Genomic DNA, 18,861 nt, shown 5'->3' with positions numbered 1-18,861 from the left:
TTTTTTTACTGTTTACAAATCAAACTGTTTGATGAGGACACATTGATTTTAAGCTATTATTGGGTTTATAATAGTTATTAAGTTTTGAAATTTCTGTAAATTTAAGGAGGCCCGAAGCAACAATGAAAAAGCAAATTGAACAATTATCAGCATATGAACCAGGTTTATCGCCTAGAGCATTGAAAGAAAGTTACGGGATTGAAGGTGAATTATATAAATTAGCTTCAAATGAAAATTTATATGGTCCATCACCAAAAGTTAACGAGGCGATTCAAGCACATTTAGATGAATTGCAATTTTATCCTGAGACCGGTTCTCCATTAATCAAAGAAGCAATCAGTAAGCACTTAAATGTTGATGCATCACGCATTTTATTCGGGGCAGGCCTAGACGAAGTCATTTTAATGATATCACGTGCGGTACTCACTCCTGGAGATAAAATAGTAACAAGCGAAATGACATTTGGACAATATTATCATAATGCAACCGTAGAAGCTGCAAATGTAGCTCAAGTACCTATGCAAGATGGATGTTTTGATTTAGAAGGTATTTTAGCAGAGATTGACGATGATACGAAACTCGTATGGTTATGTAATCCAAATAATCCCACAGGCACTTATTTTACGCATGAAGAATTACAACACTTCTTAACACGAGTTCCAAGTCATGTTCCAGTAATTATAGATGAAGCCTATGTGGAATTTGTAACGGCGGAAGATTTCCCTGATACATTAGCTTTACAAGAACAATTTACAAATGCGTTTTTATTACGTACATTCTCTAAAGCCTATGGTTTAGCAGGTATGCGTATTGGTTATGTAGTTGCAGCTAAAGAAGCGATTGAAAAATGGAATATTATACGTCCACCTTTTAATGTAGGACGTTTATCTGAATATGCAGCGTTGGCAGCATTAGAAGACCAAGCATACTTAGCATCTATTCGCGAACGTAACGCGCAAGAGAGAGCCAAATTCTTTGAATTAGCTGTAAGTGATAAATTTTATCCAAGCCAAACAAACTTTGTCTATATCAATACAGACAAACCACATGATTTATATGAAGCATTTTTAAATGTTGGCTGTATTACAAGAGCATTTCCTAAAGGTATTCGAGTGACAATAGGCTTTCCAGAGCAAAATGATAAAATGATCGAAGTACTTAAAAGTTTTGACTTTTAATCATAATGAATGATGTTGACGTTCAACGATACTAAAATGTGTATGGAATTTTAAATATAATAACACGATTCATTAAGGTGCTGTGAAGTATGATGTAGATAGGATTAAACATGATTTGAATTATATTTATAAGTACAATTTTGGTTTAGTTGAACGTTATTTGCTATACTTAGAAGTGAAAATAGGAGTTATATGTAGTCACTTGTCACATAGAACTTTGCCTATATATAATAAAGATGGAAGCTATTGAAAAGGGAGTAGAGTAGTAGATGACGAGAAAATCGATTGCTATTGATATGGATGAGGTACTTGCTGATACAGTAGGTGCATTGCTTGAAGACGTGAATAAACGTACGGATTTAGGAATTACATATGAAATGTTAGATGGAATAAAGTTGAGACATGCAATGCCTGAGCATGATGGTCTACTAACAGAAATTTTAAGGGAACCTGGCTTTTTCAGAAGATTACAAGTTATGGATGATGCACAAGATGTCGTTAAAAAACTAACTGAACATTATGATGTATATATTGCAACTGCGGCAATGGATGTACCGACTTCATTCCATGATAAATATGATTGGTTAAGACACTTCTTCCCATTTTTAGACCCTCAGCATTTTGTATTTTGTGGTCGAAAAGACATTGTTAAAGCGGATTATTTAATCGATGATAACCCTAGACAGTTAAGCATCTTTACTGGTACGCCGATTATGTATACTGCAACGCACAATATCAACGATGACAGATTTGATCGTGTGAATAATTGGAAAGATGTTGAGAATTATTTCCTAGGAGATAGTGAGTACAATATTTAATCTTTCAAGTGTTTGAGATATGAGTTTGAGATACAAATATATAGCAACAATACGCTTGTTTAAAAAGAAGGGAGTGGGGCAGAAATATCCCATTCTCAAATTAAAAGCATCAATCTATTATAAACTAATAGATTGATGCTTTTCTATTTAAAATATAACGATTTTTGGAACTACGTGATTGTTTATAATTTAAATCATCGTGTTAAAGCTTAATTACTCTGATTCAGTATCGTTCACTTGTTTATGTTCTGGAAGTGTCAGTATTTGAATAGCATTTGGCACAACTTCGATTTGAAGCGGCGTTTTTAAGTCAACTTCACCATCAATGTCAACTTTCATCTGTGGGTCCGTAGCGATGGTGATTTTCTTCGCTAATACATGTTTAATACCATCCGTCATATTATTCCAATTCATGCTGTCACGTTGTTTAAACACATCGTTTAAGACACTTGTTCTTTCTTCTGTGAAGATAAACGTATTTAAATAACCATCATTAGGAGATAAGTCGGTTAAAGGTATACGACTACCACCTATGAAGGGTCCATTCGCTACTACAAGCATTGTGGTATTACCTTCAATTTCCTTCTCATCGACAGTTAGTTTATAGTCAAAGTGTTCTGGGTTAAGTAAAGTTTTTACTGTAGAACCAACGTAACTTAATTTACCAAAGACATCTTTGTTACCTTCTTGTACGTTCTCGGCATTTTGTACAATAAGCCCCATGCCTACAAAGTTTAAAGCATATTCATCATTTACTTTCATAACATCATAAGATCTTAGTTCTGCTTCCTTAAGTTGTTCACTTGCTACTTTATGACGTGGGTGTAAATTTAATGTTTTTACAAAATCATTAAAAGTCCCGCCAGGTATAATACCGATTGGAATATCTAACTGACTTTGCATCATGCCATTAACGAGTTCATTTACCGTGCCGTCCCCACCTAAAATAAAGATAATATCTACATCATCACTATAACTTTGTTCTTTTATTTTTTTACAATAAGTAATAATGTCTCCTTCATTTTCACTTAATTGGATAGAGAGATGCTTACAAAATGTTGTAAGTGATGAGGCAACGTCTCCGAGACCTCTATAAATATCTTTTATACCTGAGTGTTCATGGTAAAATAATACGCCGTGTTTAAATTTTGATTGAGTCAATTTATTCACCATATTTCTTAGAATTTTGATTTACTTATTAAGTTTACCCGATTTTCAAAAAAAATAAATAAAAAAGAGAACGGGAGAGAAATCAAAATTTGAAATTTGATTTCGTATTCCCGCTCTCATAGGGTTGACTAGATATGAGACAGCTACTGTGCATGCTTTTATATCATTAAACTATTATTTAATACCACGCATACCCTTGACGATTTTTGGTACAAAGGCAAGGATGATTAGGCTGACTACAATTGCAATTACTCCTAAGAATAGGAAATAATTTTTATAGCCAAGTGGTTCGATAAGTTTGACTAAAGTACCGTTAATGGCTTGAGCACAGGCGTTTGTTAGTAACCATAAACTCATCATTTGCGTGTTGAAGGCTTTAGGTGCAAGTTTTACTGCTGCACTATTACCAGTAGGTGATAAACATAATTCACCAATAACGCAAATAACATATGACAAGATAATCCAGTTTACACTTATCATTGCACCACCGGATGAAATGCCAATTAAGCCAATCATTATGTAAGAAGCACCTGCTAAAAATGCACCTAAGACAAATTTCGTAGCTAAACTTGGCTGACGTCTTGCCATTTTAGCCCAGATAATTGAAATTACTGGTGCAAGTAATACGATGAATAGAGGGTTAATAGATTGGAACCAGGTTGGTCCAAAATCTGTTGTCCATCCAAATATATTTAATGACATATCACTACTTTCAAGCGCAAAAATGTTTAGCACATTTGCACCTTGTTCTTGAATTGACCAGAAAACTACACCTAAAATAAATAGGGGAATAAAGGCAATAACACGTGAACGTTCATCGGATGTAACTTCTTTACTGCGAATCATAATTGTAAAGTAAATGATAGGTAACGCAACCCCAAGTATCAATACAGTAGTACTTACAATGTTAAATGAAAGTGTTCCAGTTAATCCAGTGATGATTAATACTGCTGCAATAACTACGGCTGCAGCTGCAAATATTAGACCGTATTTCTTTTTCTCACTTTGATTTAAAGGATTCGTAGGTTTCGTTCCTACATCGCCAATATTTTTCTTATTGAAGATCATATACCAAATTAAACCTAATGCCATACCTACTGCAGCTATTAAAAAGCCAGCATGGAAATCGCCTGATTTAACGAATTGATCTAATATTAATGGTGAAAGTAGTCCACCTAAATTTACAGACATATAGAAAATAACGAATCCAGCATCCATACGTGTATCATTTTCAGGATATAGTCTACCTACAATATTAGAAATACTTGGTTTCATTAAACCTGAACCCACGATAATAAAGAACATGGATATGAATAAACCGACAATATCTAATGGTAAACTTAAGAATACATGACCAATGATGATTAGAACGCCACCGTAAAATGTGGCTGAACGCGTACCAGTGATTCTATCAGATATCCAACCTCCAAGTACTGAAGTCATATAGATTAAAGCACCATAAACAGCCATGACTGACTGTGCAGTACCCTTGTCCATACCGAGGCCGCCGTCTTTGATCGCGAAATACATATAAAAGATAAGTAACGCGCGCATCCCGTAATAACTAAACCTCTCACAAAATTCAACGAAAAATAAAACCCCTAGACCTTTAGGATGTCCAAAAAATCCTTTTTGTGGAATGGATTGGATGGCTTGGTCTTGGGTTTTGTCCTGATTTTGCATAAAAAATTCCCGTCCTTTCTTGCTCCCAATAAAAAAATGTATAAAATAGATTTTACTCCTAATAAAACTAAATTTCAATAATATTCTCACAATAACAATATTCGGAAAATTCAGTTATTTTTTGCAAGTTATTTTGTTTTGTTTTAATTTTAAAATATTAACATTTAGTTAAAGTGATTCATGGTGAATATGTACGCAAAAAAGTAGTGACACAGTGAAGTGACACTACTTTTTAGATTGCATTTAGTTTTAATTGTTTAGTAAACGCCTTTCATAGCACGTCTTACTTTTGGTGAAATAATCAGTAATAGAATACCAATTATTACAGCGATAAGGCCTGAGTACATAAAGTAATCACTTTGATTGATCTTTGTATAGACAACAACAAGTTGAGCATTAAGCCCTTGTGCAGTTGCATTACTTAGCATCCATAGGCTCATCATACGTGCAGTGAACGTCACTGGTGCAAGTTTAGTAGTCGTAGATAAACCAACTGGTGAGATACAAAGTTCACCAATCGTAATCAGTAAGAAACTCAGTACAAGCCATAATGGGTTAATTAACTCGTTACCAGTAGCTAATGGAATAATCATGATTAAATAAGAGAAGCCCCCGATAATGGCCCCGATAGCAAATTTATGTACGGTAGGCGGGTTGTATTTCCCTAATTTCATCCAAAGTGTTGCAAAAATTGGTGCTAAGAGCACAATGAAAATTGGATTTAATGACTGCGCCCATGCTGCAGGTATTGAAAAATCAATTAAACCATTTGTTAATTCAGACATTTCTAATTGTGTTTTTTTATCTGCAAATGTTGCAAGTATCGTTGAACCTTGTTCTTGAATCATCCAGAAAGCCACGGAAGTGATATATAAAGGTACGTAACTATAAACACGTGAACGTTCATCTTTTGTTATATTTTTACTTAATATCATATTAAGTAATATGTATACCGGTAATACAATACCTAACAATGTAATTAAGAAACTAAAGTTACCTAATGTTAGAGCATTGTTTAAATGTAAGATCCATAAATATATTAAGAATAAAGCGATAACGCCAACAGTAATAAGTACGAATTTTTTGATTTCTGGTTTTGTTAACGGTATTGGTACATTGCGACCAGCTAGCCCTAAATTCTTTTTACGTTTGATTGCAAAAACGATTAGACCAAAAAACATTCCAATTGCTGCTGCTAAGAAACCAGCGTGGAAACCAATTTTAGTTTGTAATTGCCCAGTAATTAAAGGTGAAAGCAAAGCCCCTAAATTAATCCCCATATAAAATAACGTAAATGCTGCGTCACGTCTTGGGTCATTGCCTTCGTATAATTCACCAACGGTAGTAGAGATATTTGGTTTTAATAACCCTGTACCTGCGATAATTAGAAGTAAAGCTATCATTGCTGCTGTTAAATTACCCGGAATGGATAATAGGATATGTCCAAACATGATGAGGAACCCACCATAGAAGACGGCATCTTGCGTTCCAGTAATCCGGTCTGCAATCCACCCTCCGATAAGACCAGACATATAAATTAAAGTTCCGTAAATAGCAACAATTTGCATAGCAACTGCTTGGCTAAGGCCGAACCCACCATCAGCAACACTATAATATAAGTAGTAAATTAATATGGCTTTCATACCATAATAACTGAATCTCTCCCAAAACTCAGTCAAGAATAGTGTGCTTAGTCCTTTTGGATGTCCGAAGAAACCTTTGTTTGGAATACTTTTCATGATTTCTTCGTGACTATGATTTACTTTTTTCATAATTTCCCTCCCCTTAAATGGTTGGATTTATTCTATACTGTTTTCATAAAAAAAACAAGTGTGTCCCTGAATTATTCAAATGTAAGTAAATTTTACACTATACATTTAAAAAGTATGAAAATAGGGTGAGAATATCATATTAAAATTTAATGATTTATCCCCGTGAAAGCATACAAAAAACCATCGACTAAATCATGTGACTTAGTCGATGGTTTAATGATGTAGACATATATTGATGTCCCAAAAATTTAATCATTGTAGGTGAGGTGAAGATAAAGAATCGTAATTTATTATCTATTATCTATTTTCTCTGGATAAAGGTCATGATTCATTAAACGATGTTCTGCCATTTTTTCATATTTAGAATCAGGACGGCCATAGTTTGTATATGGATCTATTGAAATACCTCCACGCGGCGTGAATTTGCCCCAAACTTCAATATAATGTGGGTCCATTAGATCAATCAGATCATTCATTATAATGTTCATACAGTCTTCATGGAAGTCGCCATGGTTTCTAAAACTAAATAAATAAAGCTTTAACGATTTAGATTCTACCATTTTAATATTAGGAATATAAGAAATATAAATCGTTGCGAAATCAGGTTGGCCAGTAATAGGGCATAATGATGTGAATTCTGGACAATTGAATTTCACAAAATAATCACGACCTGGGTGTTTGTTATCAAATGATTCTAAAACATCAGGTCTATAATCAAAATCATATTTATTGTTTTGATTACCTAATAATGTAATATTTTCTAATTCTTCTTTATTGCGTCCTTCAGTCATTGCATATCGCTCCTTTAGCGTTTAGGTTTTTGTTCTTCCTTTTGAATTGTAAGTGGTTGTCGACGTGCTTTTTCAAACATATAGTAACTGGCACCTATAATAATGATATAGCCTAAGATAGCAAATGAATCTGGTGTTTCACCAAATAAGATAAAGCCAAACGCTGCAGTAAATATAATAGATGCATACGTAAATATTGAAATATCTTTAGCTGGCGCGTAACTATAGGCCAGTGTTATACCAATTTGTCCTGCAGCAGCAGCTAATCCTGCACCGATTAAATAAACAACTTGCATCATAGTCATGGGTTCAAATGTAAACACTGTAAAAGGTATCAATACTATTATGGAAAAGAATGAAAAATAAAAGACAATTGTATAAGGTGCTTCACGTGTACTTAATGCTCTGACACACGTATAAGCACTTGCTGCAAAAATACCAGAGAATAATCCGCCCAAAGCAGGAATCATAGTGGAGGAGAATTCGGGTTTAACAACAAATAACATACCAAAAATGGCCACAATCATAGCTACAAATTGGTAATTACGTACTTTTTCATTTAAGAAGATAATACTTAGTAGTATCGTCCAAAATGGATTAAGCTTCATTAATGTATCTGCATCACTTAAAAGCATATGATCGATAGCGTAGATATTAAGCAACACACCAATCAAACCTAATGTAGAACGAGAAATCAATAAAGGTTGGCTACTTAATTTACCAAATAAGGGTTGTTTATATTTTAAAATAAAATATAGCGGTATAAACATTGCTACTAAATTTCGAGCAAGAGACTTTTGAAATACAGGCAAGTCACCGGCTAATCGGAAGAAAACAGTCATAAAACTAAAGCCAACTGCTGAAACTAAGATAGCAATGATACCTTTAACTTTAGGATTCACATGTATCGCCTCAATTTTTAATTTTTAACGTATTCATATTAGCATATATGCTCTGAAGATGTATATATAGTTGAAAATTGAAGGGAAATATATTAAGATGTAAACACGAACAAATGTTCTGTTTATTAAGGGGATTTTTTTACTTATAAGAATGAAATATATGGTGCTTATACATTGTGTTTTGTACAATGTATAAAATGATTTTGTTTAAAAGACGACACATCAAGCGTTGTAAGATTTTTATGAAAAGCAAATAATCAAACCTTAAAATCACAAAAAAATATTTTTTAATTAGTGAACATCACTTTAAGGTTGAATTGGTGCCATTTCTATTGATTATTCAACATTTTGTCATAAATAAAAGCCTTTTAATAATCTTCTGAGTTATGTATAATGAAACACATAATATAGTATTGATGACCAAGACAAAACACAATATATAGTGTTTTAGTACGTGGTCAATTTATTTATAATAAATCAAAATTTATGTAAAATCACACTGTTTTAGGCACTTAAATATGACAAATTAAGCATTAATACTTAATTATTGAGTTTTTACATAACTACATATAGATATTGAAATTACTATATATTGTGGTTAGTTCGAGAAACTAAATTATTTTGATTTTTCAAAGTGCCTTTAAGCATTTAAATACAATACATGATTTTATCATAATAAGATAAATATATTTTAGAAAGTAGGTGATCCGATGAAGGTTGTATATTTTTCATTTTCTGGCAATGTGCGTAGATTCATAAAGCGAACTGAACTTACCAATGTAATGGAAATTACACAAAATAATTGTTCTGAAAGAATGGAAGAGCCTTTCATATTGGTCACTGGAACAATAGGGTTTGGCGAAGTACCGCCACCTGTTCAGTCATTTTTAGATATTAATCACGACTTATTACAAGCTGTTGCAGCTAGCGGAAACCGAAACTGGGGTCAAAATTTTGCAAAAGCTGGACGATCTATTTCGGAACGATATCATGTTCCATTATTAATGAAATTTGAATTACATGGCACAACGAACGATATAAGCGAATTTAAAGATAAGGTGGGACATTTCAATGAAGATTATGGACGAGAAGAAATACAATCATATTGAATTAAATAACGAAGTTACCAAACGTAAAGAGAATGGCTTTTTTGATTTGGAAAAAGACCAAGAAGCATTAACAGTCTATCTAGAAGAGATACAGGATAAGACGATTTATTTTGATACTGAACTTGAACGTCTTCACTATCTCGTTGATAATGATTTCTATTTTGATGTATTTGCAAAATATTCAGTAGAAGACCTAGAAGAAATTACTGAATATGCTAAAAGCATTCCATTTAGTTTTGCGAGTTACATGTCCGCAAGTAAATTTTACAAAGATTATGCATTAAAAACGAATGACAAAAGTCAATATTTAGAAGACTACAAGCAGCACGTAGCAATCGTTGCATTATATTTAGCAAATGGACACAAAGCCACAGCTAAACAGTTTATTTCTGCAATGGTTGAACAGCGTTATCAACCTGCAACACCAACATTCTTAAACGCTGGACGTGCGCGTCGTGGAGAACTTGTATCTTGTTTCTTACTTGAGGCAGACGATAGTTTAAACTCTATCAACTTTATAGATTCTACAGCCAAACAATTAAGTAAAATTGGTGGCGGTGTTGCGATTAACTTGTCTAAATTACGTGCGCGTGGTGAAGCAATCAAAGGTATCAAGGGTGTAGCAAAAGGTGTACTACCTGTTGCAAAATCACTAGAAGGTGGCTTTAGTTACGCAGACCAATTAGGTCAACGCCCAGGTGCTGGCGCAGTATATTTAAATATCTTCCACTATGACGTTGAAGAGTTTTTAGATACGAAAAAAGTAAACGCTGATGAAGATTTGCGTTTATCTACAATATCAACAGGTTTAATTGTGCCGTCTAAATTCTTTGATTTAGCAAAAGAAGGTAAAGATTTTCATATGTTTGCACCACATACAATTTATAAAGAGTATGGTGTGACATTAGATGATATTGATCTTGATGCATACTACGATGAACTTGTCGCAAATCCAAATATTGATAAAAAGAAAAAAGATGCACGTGACATGTTAAATACAATTGCTCAGACACAATTACAATCTGGTTATCCTTATTTAATGTTTAAAGATAACGCTAATAAAGTTCATGCAAACTCAAATATTGGCCAAATTAAAATGAGTAACTTATGTACTGAAATTTTCCAATTACAAGAAACTTCAATCATTAATGATTATGGTACAGAAGATGAAATTAACCGTGACATTTCTTGTAACTTAGGTTCATTAAATATTGTTAACGTAATGGAATCAGGTAAATTCAAGAATTCAGTACACACTGGGATGGATGCATTAACTGTTGTAAGTGATGAAGCTGATATTCAAAACGCGCCAGGTGTAAGAAAAGCAAATAGTGAACTACATTCAGTTGGTTTGGGTGTAATGAACTTACATGGTTATTTAGCGAAAAATAAAATTGGCTATGAGTCTGAAGAAGCAAAAGACTTTGCGAACATCTTCTTTATGATGATGAATTATTATTCTATTGAACGTTCAATGGAAATTGCTAAAGAGAGACAAGAAACCTACAAAGACTTTGATAAATCAGATTATGCCAATGGTAAATACTTTGAATTCTATACTTCACAAACATTCGAAGCGAAATTTGAAAAAGTACGCAAATTATTTGATGGTTTAGAGATACCATCTCCAGAAGATTGGAAAGCATTGCAAAAAGAAGTTGAAGCAAATGGTTTATTCCATGCATATCGTTTAGCGATTGCGCCGACACAAAGTATTTCTTATGTACAAAATGCGACAAGCTCTGTTATGCCAATCGTCGACCAAATTGAACGTCGTACTTATGGTAATGCTGAAACATTTTATCCTATGCCTTTCTTATCACCAGAAACAATGTGGTACTATAAATCAGCATTTAATACAGATCAAATGAAATTAATCGATTTAATCTCAACGATTCAAACACACGTGGACCAAGGTATTTCTACAATCCTTTATGTTAATTCAGAAATATCTACACGTGAACTGTCTCGACTATATGTTTATGCACATCACAAAGGATTAAAATCGTTATATTATACTAGAAATAAACTGTTAAGCGTTGAAGAATGTACAAGTTGTTCGATATAGGATTTTAAGTAACGGATAAGCAAAGTGGTTTTTACAAACAGCCTAGTCTTTTATATAGATTAGGCTGTAAATCACTGCTTAATTAAATTTTTACTGGATAGGGGAATTTATCTAAATGAAAGCAATCAATTGGAATACGCAAGAAGACATGACAAATATGTTTTGGCGACAAAATATTTCACAAATGTGGGTAGAAACAGAATTTAAAGTATCAAAAGACATTGCAAGTTGGAAGACTTTATCTGACGCAGAAAAGAACGCCTTCAAAAAAGCTTTAGCAGGTTTAACAGGATTGGATACACATCAAGCAGATGACGGTATGCCACTCATCATGTTACACACAACGGATTTACGTAAAAAAGCAGTCTACTCATTTATGGGTATGATGGAACAAGTCCATGCTAAAAGTTATTCACATATCTTTACAACGTTACTACCTTCCAGTGAAACGAACTATTTATTAGATAAATGGGTTTTAGAAGAACCGCATTTAAAATATAAATCAGATAAAATTGTAAATAATTACCACAAACTTTGGGGCAAAGATGCGTCTGTATATGATCAATATATGGCACGTGTATCAAGTGTATTTTTAGAAACATTCTTATTCTATTCTGGTTTCTATTATCCACTTTACCTTGCAGGACAAGGAAGAATGACAACATCAGGTGAGATTATACGTAAAATCTTATTAGATGAATCTATCCACGGTGTATTTACAGGTATGGATGCACAAAGTATGCGTAATGAACTGTCAGAAAGTGAAAAACAACAAGCAGATCAAGATATGTATAAGTTATTAGATGACTTGTATAAAAACGAAGTAGCGTACACACATTCACTATACGATGAAGTAGGTATAGCAGAAGATGTACTAAATTATGTTAGATATAATGGTAATAAAGCATTAGCTAACTTAGGCTTTGATTCATACTTTGAAGAAAAAGAATTTAACCCAATTATTGAAAATGCATTAGATACTTCAACGAAAAATCATGACTTTTTCTCAGTTAAAGGTGATGGTTATACATTAGCGTTGAATGTTGAAGCATTAAAAGATGAAGACTTTATATTTGAAGATTAAAAACAATTTGTTGCAGTTATGTAATTTGATTGAGTCTGTTTGAGACTGTATCAATTACATGATGCTACAAGATAATACTAGGAACAATGCTTCCTATTTTAAGTGCTGCTAGATTTTCCGAAGGGATAATCTAGTGGCTTTTTATTTGTTGAAAGTAATTTTAAGGGTCATTTTTCACTTAATTCACGAATACTTTCACTAAAATGGCCTATTGCTATTGAATTTACTGCCAAAAATGTTAAAATTTTAATATAACTATTGATAATGATTATCAAAACCAATAGTGTTTATGAATTCATTGTACATCGAAAGGATTAGGTTACCTCATTATGAAATTCTTACTTAATGGTATTGTCCTATTTATCATTTTATTATTATTAACTATCCTTTCTCTATTTATTGGTGTTAGTAATGTTTCAATTACAGACATATTCCACTTATCTAAAGAGCAAATAAACATTATTGTATCTAGTAGGATACCGAGAACGGTAAGTATATTAATTTCTGGAAGCACGTTGGCACTTGCAGGATTAATTATGCAACAAATGATGCAAAATAAATTTGTAAGTCCAACAACTGCAGGAACGATGGAGTGGGCTAAGTTAGGTATTTTAATATCGCTAATACTATTTCCAGAAGCGAATATCATTATTAAATTAGTATTTGCAGTCACGCTAAGCATTGGTGGTACATTCCTGTTTGTGAAATTAGTACAATATATTCGATTTACTGATGTTATTTTTATCCCACTCTTAGGGATTATGCTCGGTGGTATTGTTTCTAGTTTTGCTACATTTACTGCTTTAAGAACGGATGCGGTGCAAAGTATCGGAAACTGGATGAATGGGAATTTTGCCATTATTACAAGCGGAAGATATGAAATATTATACTTAAGCATTCCTTTATTAGTACTTACATATATATTTGCGAATCAATTTACGATTGCTGGAATGGGGAAAGACTTTAGTAATAATCTAGGTGTTAATTATGAAAGAATAATTAACGTCGGCTTATTTATTACTGCAACAATTACTGCTTTAGTAGTTGTAACAGTTGGAACACTTCCATTTTTAGGTTTAATTGTTCCAAATATCGTTTCTATATTCAGAGGAGATCATTTAAAAAACGCATTGCCACATACAGCAATGTTAGGTGCTATTTTTGTAATGTTTTCAGATATAATCGGCAGAATCATTGTATATCCATATGAAATCAATATCGGATTAACAATTGGTGTTTTTGGCACTATTATTTTTATAATCTTGCTGATGAAAGGACGACATAACTATGCAAACTAGCCCTAAAACAAAACTATCCATTTTATTTGCAGTAACAGTGGTAGCTGCAGGTCTTTACCTTGTGATAGGTATTGATTTTGATATTTTCCAATATCAATTTTCTAGCCGATTAAGAAAACTGATACTGATGATATTAGTCGGAGCCGCAATCGCAGCTTCAGTAGTGATATTCCAAGCGATTACAAGTAACCGGTTACTAACACCTTCAATTATGGGGCTTGACTCTGTATACATGTTTGTGAAGGTTCTAATCGTGTTTGCATTTGGCGTACAGTCTGTATTTGTTACTAATCTGTATCTCAGCTTTGCAATTTCATTAATAGTGATGATCGTATTTTCATTACTTTTATTCCAAGGTATCTTCAGAATTGGTGATGTTTCCGTTTATTTCATCCTACTCGTAGGGGTTATACTTGGCACCTTTTTCAAAAGTATTACCGGATTTTTAGAATTAATTATTAACCCAGAAGATTTCTTGGCTGTACAAAGTGCCATGTTCGCAAACTTTGATGCATCTAATAGTAAATTAGTCACACTGTGTGGTGTCATATTAGTTATTCTCATATTGATTACGATGCGGGCCATACCATATTTAGATGTACTTTTATTAGGAAAAGATCAGGCGATCAATTTAGGTATATCTTATAAAACGTTAACGAGATTATTGCTCATACTCGTTTCAATGCTTGTATCTATTTCGACAGCACTCGTTGGTCCAATTACATTTTTAGGATTATTAACTGTTAACTTAGCACATGAATTGATGAAGACATATGAACATAAATACATATTACCAGCAACGATTTTAATGAGTTGGTTAAGTCTATTCATAGCACAAGGTGTAGTAGAGAATTTATTCCAAGCAACGACGCAAGTAAGTATAATTATTGATTTAGTAGGTGGAAGTTACTTCATTTACTTATTAATAAAAAGGAGAAATGCGAATTGATACGTGTACAAGGGCTTAATAAAAATATTCAAGATAAAGAAATTTTAAAAGATATTAATGTTGATATAAATAAAGGACGTCTAACTTCTATGATTGGACCAAATGGCGCTGGAAAAAGTACATTGTTAGCCGTAATTACACGCCTAATGGACTTTGAAGATGGTTCTATAGAAATCGAAGGTAAAGCAATTAGTGATTATAAAAGTAATGAATTAGCTAAAAAATTATCGATTCTCAAACAATCTAATCATACCGAGCTCAATATTACAGTAGAGCAATTAGTCAATTTCGGACGATTTCCATATTCTAAAGGTCATCTCAAACAAGAAGATAAAGAACAAGTTGAATATGCGTTGGAGTTGTTGCATCTTAAAGAGATCAGAAATCGCTATATAAAAACATTATCTGGTGGGCAACGTCAACGTGCATATGTAGCCATGACAATTGCGCAAAATACAGATTATATCTTATTAGATGAACCACTGAACAATCTTGATATGAAACATTCAGTTCAAATTATGCGAACATTACGACAACTTGCAAAAGATTTAAATAAAACTGTAATCGTTGTGATTCATGATATTAACTTCGCTTCATGTTATTCAGACGATATTATCGCATTAAAAGATGGTGAAGTTGTCAAAGCAAGTACAAAAGATGAGGTTATTCAAACAGATACATTAAAATCGTTATACGATATGGATGTAAGAATTGAAGAAATCCGCGGTCAACGCATTTGTGTGTATTTTGATGAGCTAACAGCAACTCAAGATTTAGAGCTTGCATATTCAATGTAATTCCATTCGTAACATTTGAAGGGAGTGATGCAACTGTAACGTGGTTATACTTTTTAAGGGCATAAAAGGAATACATCATTAGGAAAATCAGGAGGATTAAGAAACATGAAAAAATTATCTTTATTATTAGTTGTAGGTTTAATGTTTTTATTAGTAGCATGTAGTAATGGTGGATCAGAGGATAAAAAATCATCTGATGCTAAATCAGAAAGCGAAGATTCAAATAAAACTGTAAAAATTGAAAATAATTATCAGGCTAGTGGAGAAAAACGTGATGGCAGTGATGCTAAAGAAGTTAAAGAAACGGTAGAAGTACCAACAAATCCTGAAAAAGCAGTTGTTTTTGATTATGGTACATTAGATACATTGAAAGAATTAGGACTTGAAGATAAAGTTAAAGCACTTCCAAAAGGTGAAGGTGCTAAGTCACTACCTGATTTCTTAAGCGATTTTAAAGATGAAAAATACCTAAACACAGGAAGCCTAAAAGAAGTTAATTTCGATAAAGTTGCAGAAGCTAAACCAGATGTAATTTACATTTCTGGTCGTACAGCAAATCAAAAAAATCTAGATGAATTCAAAAAAGCTGCACCAGATGCAAAAGTTGTATATGTTGGTGCTGACGACAAAGACGAAGTGAATTCATTGAAGAAAAATACTGAAACATTAGGTAAGATTTACCAAAAAGAAGACGAAGCAAAATCACTTACTAAAAAATTAGATGATAAAATTGCTGGCATTAAAGAAAAAACAAAAGACTTAAAAGATGAAAAAGCATTATTCTTATTAGTTAACGAAGGTGAATTATCAACATACGGCGCTGGAGAAAGATTCGGTGCAATGATTTTTGACACAATGGGCTTCACAGCTGCAGATGAAAACATTAAAAGCAGTAAGCATGGTCAAAACGTAACAAATGAATATATAGCAGAAAAAAATCCAGATATTATTTTCGCTATGGACCGCGGACAAGCGACTGGTGGTAAATCAACATCTAAACAAGCATTAGGTAATGACGTTATCAAAGATGTAAATGCTGTAAAAGAAGACAAAGTTTATGAATTAGATCCAAAACTTTGGTACTTCGCAAGTGGTTCGACTACTACTGCAATTAAACAAATTGAAGAAGTAGAAAAAGCACTTGAAAAATAATATTTAAAAGGATAACCGTGGGGGATATAGTTCCTTTCAGTAAGTCGACAAAGTCTTATGGCTTTGTCGACTTTTTTATGTCTCAAAAAGATAGTTTGTAGTGGCTTGGAACTTTAGTCCCAACATGTTCTTTGTTATGTTAAAGATAGATTGAGCAAGTAAGTAAAAATTCATTTTTAAAACTTGTATAATGAAATGAAATAAAGCAAAGGGGAGTGAAGTACATGATTTTAGATAATGTAAATCCAAGTGATTTATTTCCAACGGAGAAAAAGGGGCCAAGTGTATTAGGAACAATAGAATATTCAGTCCAAGGTTCTTCAGAATTTGAAGGTGCTTTTATTGCAACCAACGAACGTATTATTTTAAATGTTGATATGAATGGGGAGTTTTATTACAGAAGTATTGCTTATAAAGAAGTAGAACAAATTAGTTACGATGGTGAAAAAATAAATTTTACTTTTAATATTGGACCAATGCCCATGAAGCAAATACAAAAAGGTGATGCAAAAACCTTTGTACAATTTGTAGAAGAACAAATAAAATAGTATGAGAATTTTAAAATAAAGTACATAGTGCCAAGCTGCAAAGCTATTTCATATTCGTTTGCCTAGGCAAGCAAATACTTGAAAATCGGTACAAGTCTATTTTTAATATAAAAAAGGTACGCATCCATTAGATTAACGGATGCGTACCTTCTTCAATGCTTTATTAAGCATAAGCCATGAAGTTTATATAGAAAAATAAAGATGGTAATGATATTTACAACGATTATTAAAGTGGCCATCGCACTTAGGACAGGCTTCAATCATCATATATTCATTGATTGTCATTTCATGTCTACATACACCACATAAAATTGCTTTTTCATTAAATTCACTAGAATCCCATCTTTTTATTGCATGTGATTCATGTTCATTATGACATTTATAGCATGGATAGTATTTACCGCAACATTTAAATTTAATTGCGATGATGTCTAATGGTGTTGGATAATGCGTGCAACGTGCTTCATTGTCTACAGTAGAACCATATATGTTAATCATAATCAATTCTCCTAATTATCGTTTGGATATTCGCCAATAATTCTAACTTCTCGATGTAGCTCAACATCAAATTGCTCTTTTACTACTTTTTGAACATAGTGGATTAGATCTTCATAGTCTGTTGCGCTTCCGTTATCAACATTTACCATAAAACCAGCATGCTTCTTAGACACTTCGACGCCACCAATACGATGACCTTGTAATTCAGCATCTTGAATCAATTTACCGGCAAAGTGGCCCGGAGGACGTTGGAATACACTACCACATGATGGATATTCTAAAGGTTGCTTGGATTCTCTTCTTTCCGTTAAATCATCCATTTTTTCTTGGATAGCTTGTTTGTCACCAGGCATTAAAGTGAATGCTGCTTCAAGAACGACTAAATGTTCTTTTTGAACGATACTATTGCGATAATCTAACTCTAAATCCTTATTCGTTAATGTGATGAGTTCACCTTTATCATTTACACACAGTGCATAGTCTATACAATCTTTGACTTCGCCGCCATATGCACCAGCATTCATAAAAACAGCGCCACCGATTGATCCTGGAATACCACAAGCAAACTCTAAGCCAGTTAGCGCATAGTCTCTAGCAGTACGAGATACATCGATAATCGCTGCACCACTGCCAGAAATAATAGCATCATCTGAAACGTCTATATAATCTAGTGAGAGTAAGCTAATTACAATACCTCTAATACCACCTTCACGAATGATAATATTCGAGCCATTGCCTAAATAAGTGACTGGGATATCATTTGTATATGCATAGTGAACGATAGATTGGACGTGTTCATTTTGGGTAGGTGATAAATAGTAGTCAGCCTGACCACCAGTTTCAGTATATGTATAACGTTTTAATGGTTCGTCTATTTTAATAATTTCTTTTGGAACAATTGCTTCTAATTCTTTTAAGATGTCATCTTTATGCAAGTCTAGAACATCCTTTCCTGTTGAATTCATTTTGTTTATTATACCAATGATTACCCGTCTTTGCTAAATAGTATAGCAATTTATTAAAGGTTTTATAGTTTTATTCAAA

At 33.0% G+C, this 18,861-nt stretch carries 17 protein-coding genes; 10 read left to right on the top strand and 7 right to left on the bottom strand.

Annotation, left to right across the window (positions count from 1 at the left end; all coding sequences use genetic code 11):
* Positions 1-122 precede the first annotated feature (122 nt).
* Together hisC and ACP3TL_RS08745 are read left to right on the top strand one after the other, a co-directional pair.
* Complete coding sequence (gene hisC / locus ACP3TL_RS08750) at positions 123-1,178, top strand: histidinol-phosphate transaminase (RefSeq protein WP_069833314.1); 1,056 nt, start codon at positions 123-125, stop codon at positions 1,176-1,178.
* A gap of 269 nt (positions 1,179-1,447) precedes the next feature.
* Entirely contained in the window at positions 1,448-1,996 is a 549-nt protein-coding gene (locus ACP3TL_RS08745; protein ID WP_069833315.1) for a 5' nucleotidase, NT5C type, read from the top strand.
* Between the two features lie 213 nt (positions 1,997-2,209).
* On the opposite strand, the gene ACP3TL_RS08740 is transcribed toward ACP3TL_RS08745, so the two are convergent.
* The 5 genes from ACP3TL_RS08740 to ACP3TL_RS08720 form a co-directional block, all read right to left on the bottom strand.
* Positions 2,210-3,169 (bottom strand): diacylglycerol/lipid kinase family protein, encoded by a 960-nt coding sequence (locus ACP3TL_RS08740; protein WP_069833316.1) that lies wholly within the window; start codon positions 3,167-3,169, stop codon positions 2,210-2,212.
* Positions 3,170-3,340: 171 nt separating this feature from the next.
* Positions 3,341-4,849 (bottom strand): peptide MFS transporter, encoded by a 1,509-nt coding sequence (locus tag ACP3TL_RS08735; protein ID WP_285336747.1) that lies wholly within the window; start codon positions 4,847-4,849, stop codon positions 3,341-3,343.
* Between the two features lie 257 nt (positions 4,850-5,106).
* The gene (locus ACP3TL_RS08730) at positions 5,107-6,621 is read right to left on the bottom strand and encodes a peptide MFS transporter (RefSeq protein ID WP_285326112.1); all 1,515 of its coding nucleotides are present in this window, start codon (positions 6,619-6,621) and stop codon (positions 5,107-5,109) included.
* 290 nt (positions 6,622-6,911) lie between these two features.
* Positions 6,912-7,412, bottom strand: coding sequence for a preQ(1) synthase (gene queF, locus ACP3TL_RS08725; protein ID WP_069833319.1), 501 nt, complete (start codon positions 7,410-7,412; stop codon positions 6,912-6,914).
* 14 nt (positions 7,413-7,426) lie between these two features.
* Positions 7,427-8,314 (bottom strand): DMT family transporter, encoded by an 888-nt coding sequence (locus ACP3TL_RS08720; protein WP_069833320.1) that lies wholly within the window; start codon positions 8,312-8,314, stop codon positions 7,427-7,429.
* A 710-nt stretch (positions 8,315-9,024) separates the two neighbouring features.
* Between ACP3TL_RS08720 and nrdI the strand changes: the two genes are divergently transcribed.
* From nrdI to ACP3TL_RS08680, 8 genes are all read left to right on the top strand, one after another.
* Entirely contained in the window at positions 9,025-9,423 is a 399-nt protein-coding gene (gene nrdI / locus ACP3TL_RS08715) for a class Ib ribonucleoside-diphosphate reductase assembly flavoprotein NrdI (RefSeq protein ID WP_069817878.1), read from the top strand.
* Positions 9,386-11,491: a class 1b ribonucleoside-diphosphate reductase subunit alpha gene (gene nrdE / locus ACP3TL_RS08710; RefSeq protein ID WP_069833321.1), complete on the top strand. Its 2,106-nt coding sequence runs from the start codon at positions 9,386-9,388 to the stop codon at positions 11,489-11,491. The genes nrdI and nrdE overlap by 38 nt, the downstream gene beginning before the upstream one ends.
* Before the next feature lie 115 nt (positions 11,492-11,606).
* The gene (gene nrdF, locus ACP3TL_RS08705) at positions 11,607-12,575 is read left to right on the top strand and encodes a class 1b ribonucleoside-diphosphate reductase subunit beta (protein ID WP_285336746.1); all 969 of its coding nucleotides are present in this window, start codon (positions 11,607-11,609) and stop codon (positions 12,573-12,575) included.
* A 329-nt stretch (positions 12,576-12,904) separates the two neighbouring features.
* Positions 12,905-13,873 carry an ABC transporter permease gene (locus tag ACP3TL_RS08700; protein WP_069833322.1) on the top strand — a complete coding sequence of 323 codons (969 nt, stop codon included), beginning with the start codon at positions 12,905-12,907 and terminating at the stop codon, positions 13,871-13,873.
* On the top strand, positions 13,863-14,822 hold the full coding sequence (locus ACP3TL_RS08695) for an iron chelate uptake ABC transporter family permease subunit (RefSeq protein ID WP_285326115.1): 960 nt from the start codon (positions 13,863-13,865) through the stop codon (positions 14,820-14,822). The genes ACP3TL_RS08700 and ACP3TL_RS08695 overlap by 11 nt, the downstream gene beginning before the upstream one ends.
* On the top strand, positions 14,819-15,619 hold the full coding sequence (locus ACP3TL_RS08690; RefSeq protein ID WP_285326117.1) for an iron ABC transporter ATP-binding protein: 801 nt from the start codon (positions 14,819-14,821) through the stop codon (positions 15,617-15,619). The genes ACP3TL_RS08695 and ACP3TL_RS08690 overlap by 4 nt, the downstream gene beginning before the upstream one ends.
* 105 nt (positions 15,620-15,724) lie before the next feature.
* Positions 15,725-16,771 (top strand): ferrated catecholamine ABC transporter substrate-binding lipoprotein SstD, encoded by a 1,047-nt coding sequence (locus ACP3TL_RS08685; protein ID WP_069817884.1) that lies wholly within the window; start codon positions 15,725-15,727, stop codon positions 16,769-16,771.
* 224 nt (positions 16,772-16,995) lie between these two features.
* Positions 16,996-17,319: a PH domain-containing protein gene (locus ACP3TL_RS08680; RefSeq protein WP_069833324.1), complete on the top strand. Its 324-nt coding sequence runs from the start codon at positions 16,996-16,998 to the stop codon at positions 17,317-17,319.
* A gap of 183 nt (positions 17,320-17,502) precedes the next feature.
* Here ACP3TL_RS08680 and ACP3TL_RS08675 read toward each other — a convergent pair whose 3' ends face one another.
* Complete coding sequence (locus ACP3TL_RS08675) at positions 17,503-17,817, bottom strand: CHY zinc finger protein (RefSeq protein ID WP_069817886.1); 315 nt, start codon at positions 17,815-17,817, stop codon at positions 17,503-17,505.
* A gap of 11 nt (positions 17,818-17,828) precedes the next feature.
* Positions 17,829-18,782, bottom strand: coding sequence for a UDP-N-acetylmuramate dehydrogenase (gene murB / locus ACP3TL_RS08670; protein ID WP_069833325.1), 954 nt, complete (start codon positions 18,780-18,782; stop codon positions 17,829-17,831).
* Positions 18,783-18,861: the final 79 nt, after the last annotated feature.

The organism is Staphylococcus caseorum, assembly GCF_049943195.1.
GTDB lineage: Bacteria > Bacillota > Bacilli > Staphylococcales > Staphylococcaceae > Staphylococcus > Staphylococcus equorum_A.
The sequence above is the reverse complement of the archived record's forward strand: the minus strand, read 5'-3'. Positions and strand labels throughout refer to the sequence as shown.

Coding starts and splice junctions, on each gene's coding strand:
- ACP3TL_RS08675 (WP_069817886.1), bottom strand. CDS start 17,817: ATGATTAACATATATGGTTCTACTGTAGACAATGAAGCACGTTGCACG.
- nrdF (WP_285336746.1), top strand. CDS start 11,607: ATGAAAGCAATCAATTGGAATACGCAAGAAGACATGACAAATATGTTT.
- queF (WP_069833319.1), bottom strand. CDS start 7,412: ATGACTGAAGGACGCAATAAAGAAGAATTAGAAAATATTACATTATTA.
- ACP3TL_RS08740 (WP_069833316.1), bottom strand. CDS start 3,169: ATGGTGAATAAATTGACTCAATCAAAATTTAAACACGGCGTATTATTT.
- ACP3TL_RS08730 (WP_285326112.1), bottom strand. CDS start 6,621: ATGAAAAAAGTAAATCATAGTCACGAAGAAATCATGAAAAGTATTCCA.
- ACP3TL_RS08700 (WP_069833322.1), top strand. CDS start 12,905: ATGAAATTCTTACTTAATGGTATTGTCCTATTTATCATTTTATTATTA.
- hisC (WP_069833314.1), top strand. CDS start 123: ATGAAAAAGCAAATTGAACAATTATCAGCATATGAACCAGGTTTATCG.
- ACP3TL_RS08685 (WP_069817884.1), top strand. CDS start 15,725: ATGAAAAAATTATCTTTATTATTAGTTGTAGGTTTAATGTTTTTATTA.
- murB (WP_069833325.1), bottom strand. CDS start 18,782: ATGAATTCAACAGGAAAGGATGTTCTAGACTTGCATAAAGATGACATC.
- ACP3TL_RS08680 (WP_069833324.1), top strand. CDS start 16,996: ATGATTTTAGATAATGTAAATCCAAGTGATTTATTTCCAACGGAGAAA.
- nrdE (WP_069833321.1), top strand. CDS start 9,386: ATGAAGATTATGGACGAGAAGAAATACAATCATATTGAATTAAATAAC.
- nrdI (WP_069817878.1), top strand. CDS start 9,025: ATGAAGGTTGTATATTTTTCATTTTCTGGCAATGTGCGTAGATTCATA.
- ACP3TL_RS08695 (WP_285326115.1), top strand. CDS start 13,863: ATGCAAACTAGCCCTAAAACAAAACTATCCATTTTATTTGCAGTAACA.
- ACP3TL_RS08745 (WP_069833315.1), top strand. CDS start 1,448: ATGACGAGAAAATCGATTGCTATTGATATGGATGAGGTACTTGCTGAT.
- ACP3TL_RS08735 (WP_285336747.1), bottom strand. CDS start 4,849: ATGCAAAATCAGGACAAAACCCAAGACCAAGCCATCCAATCCATTCCA.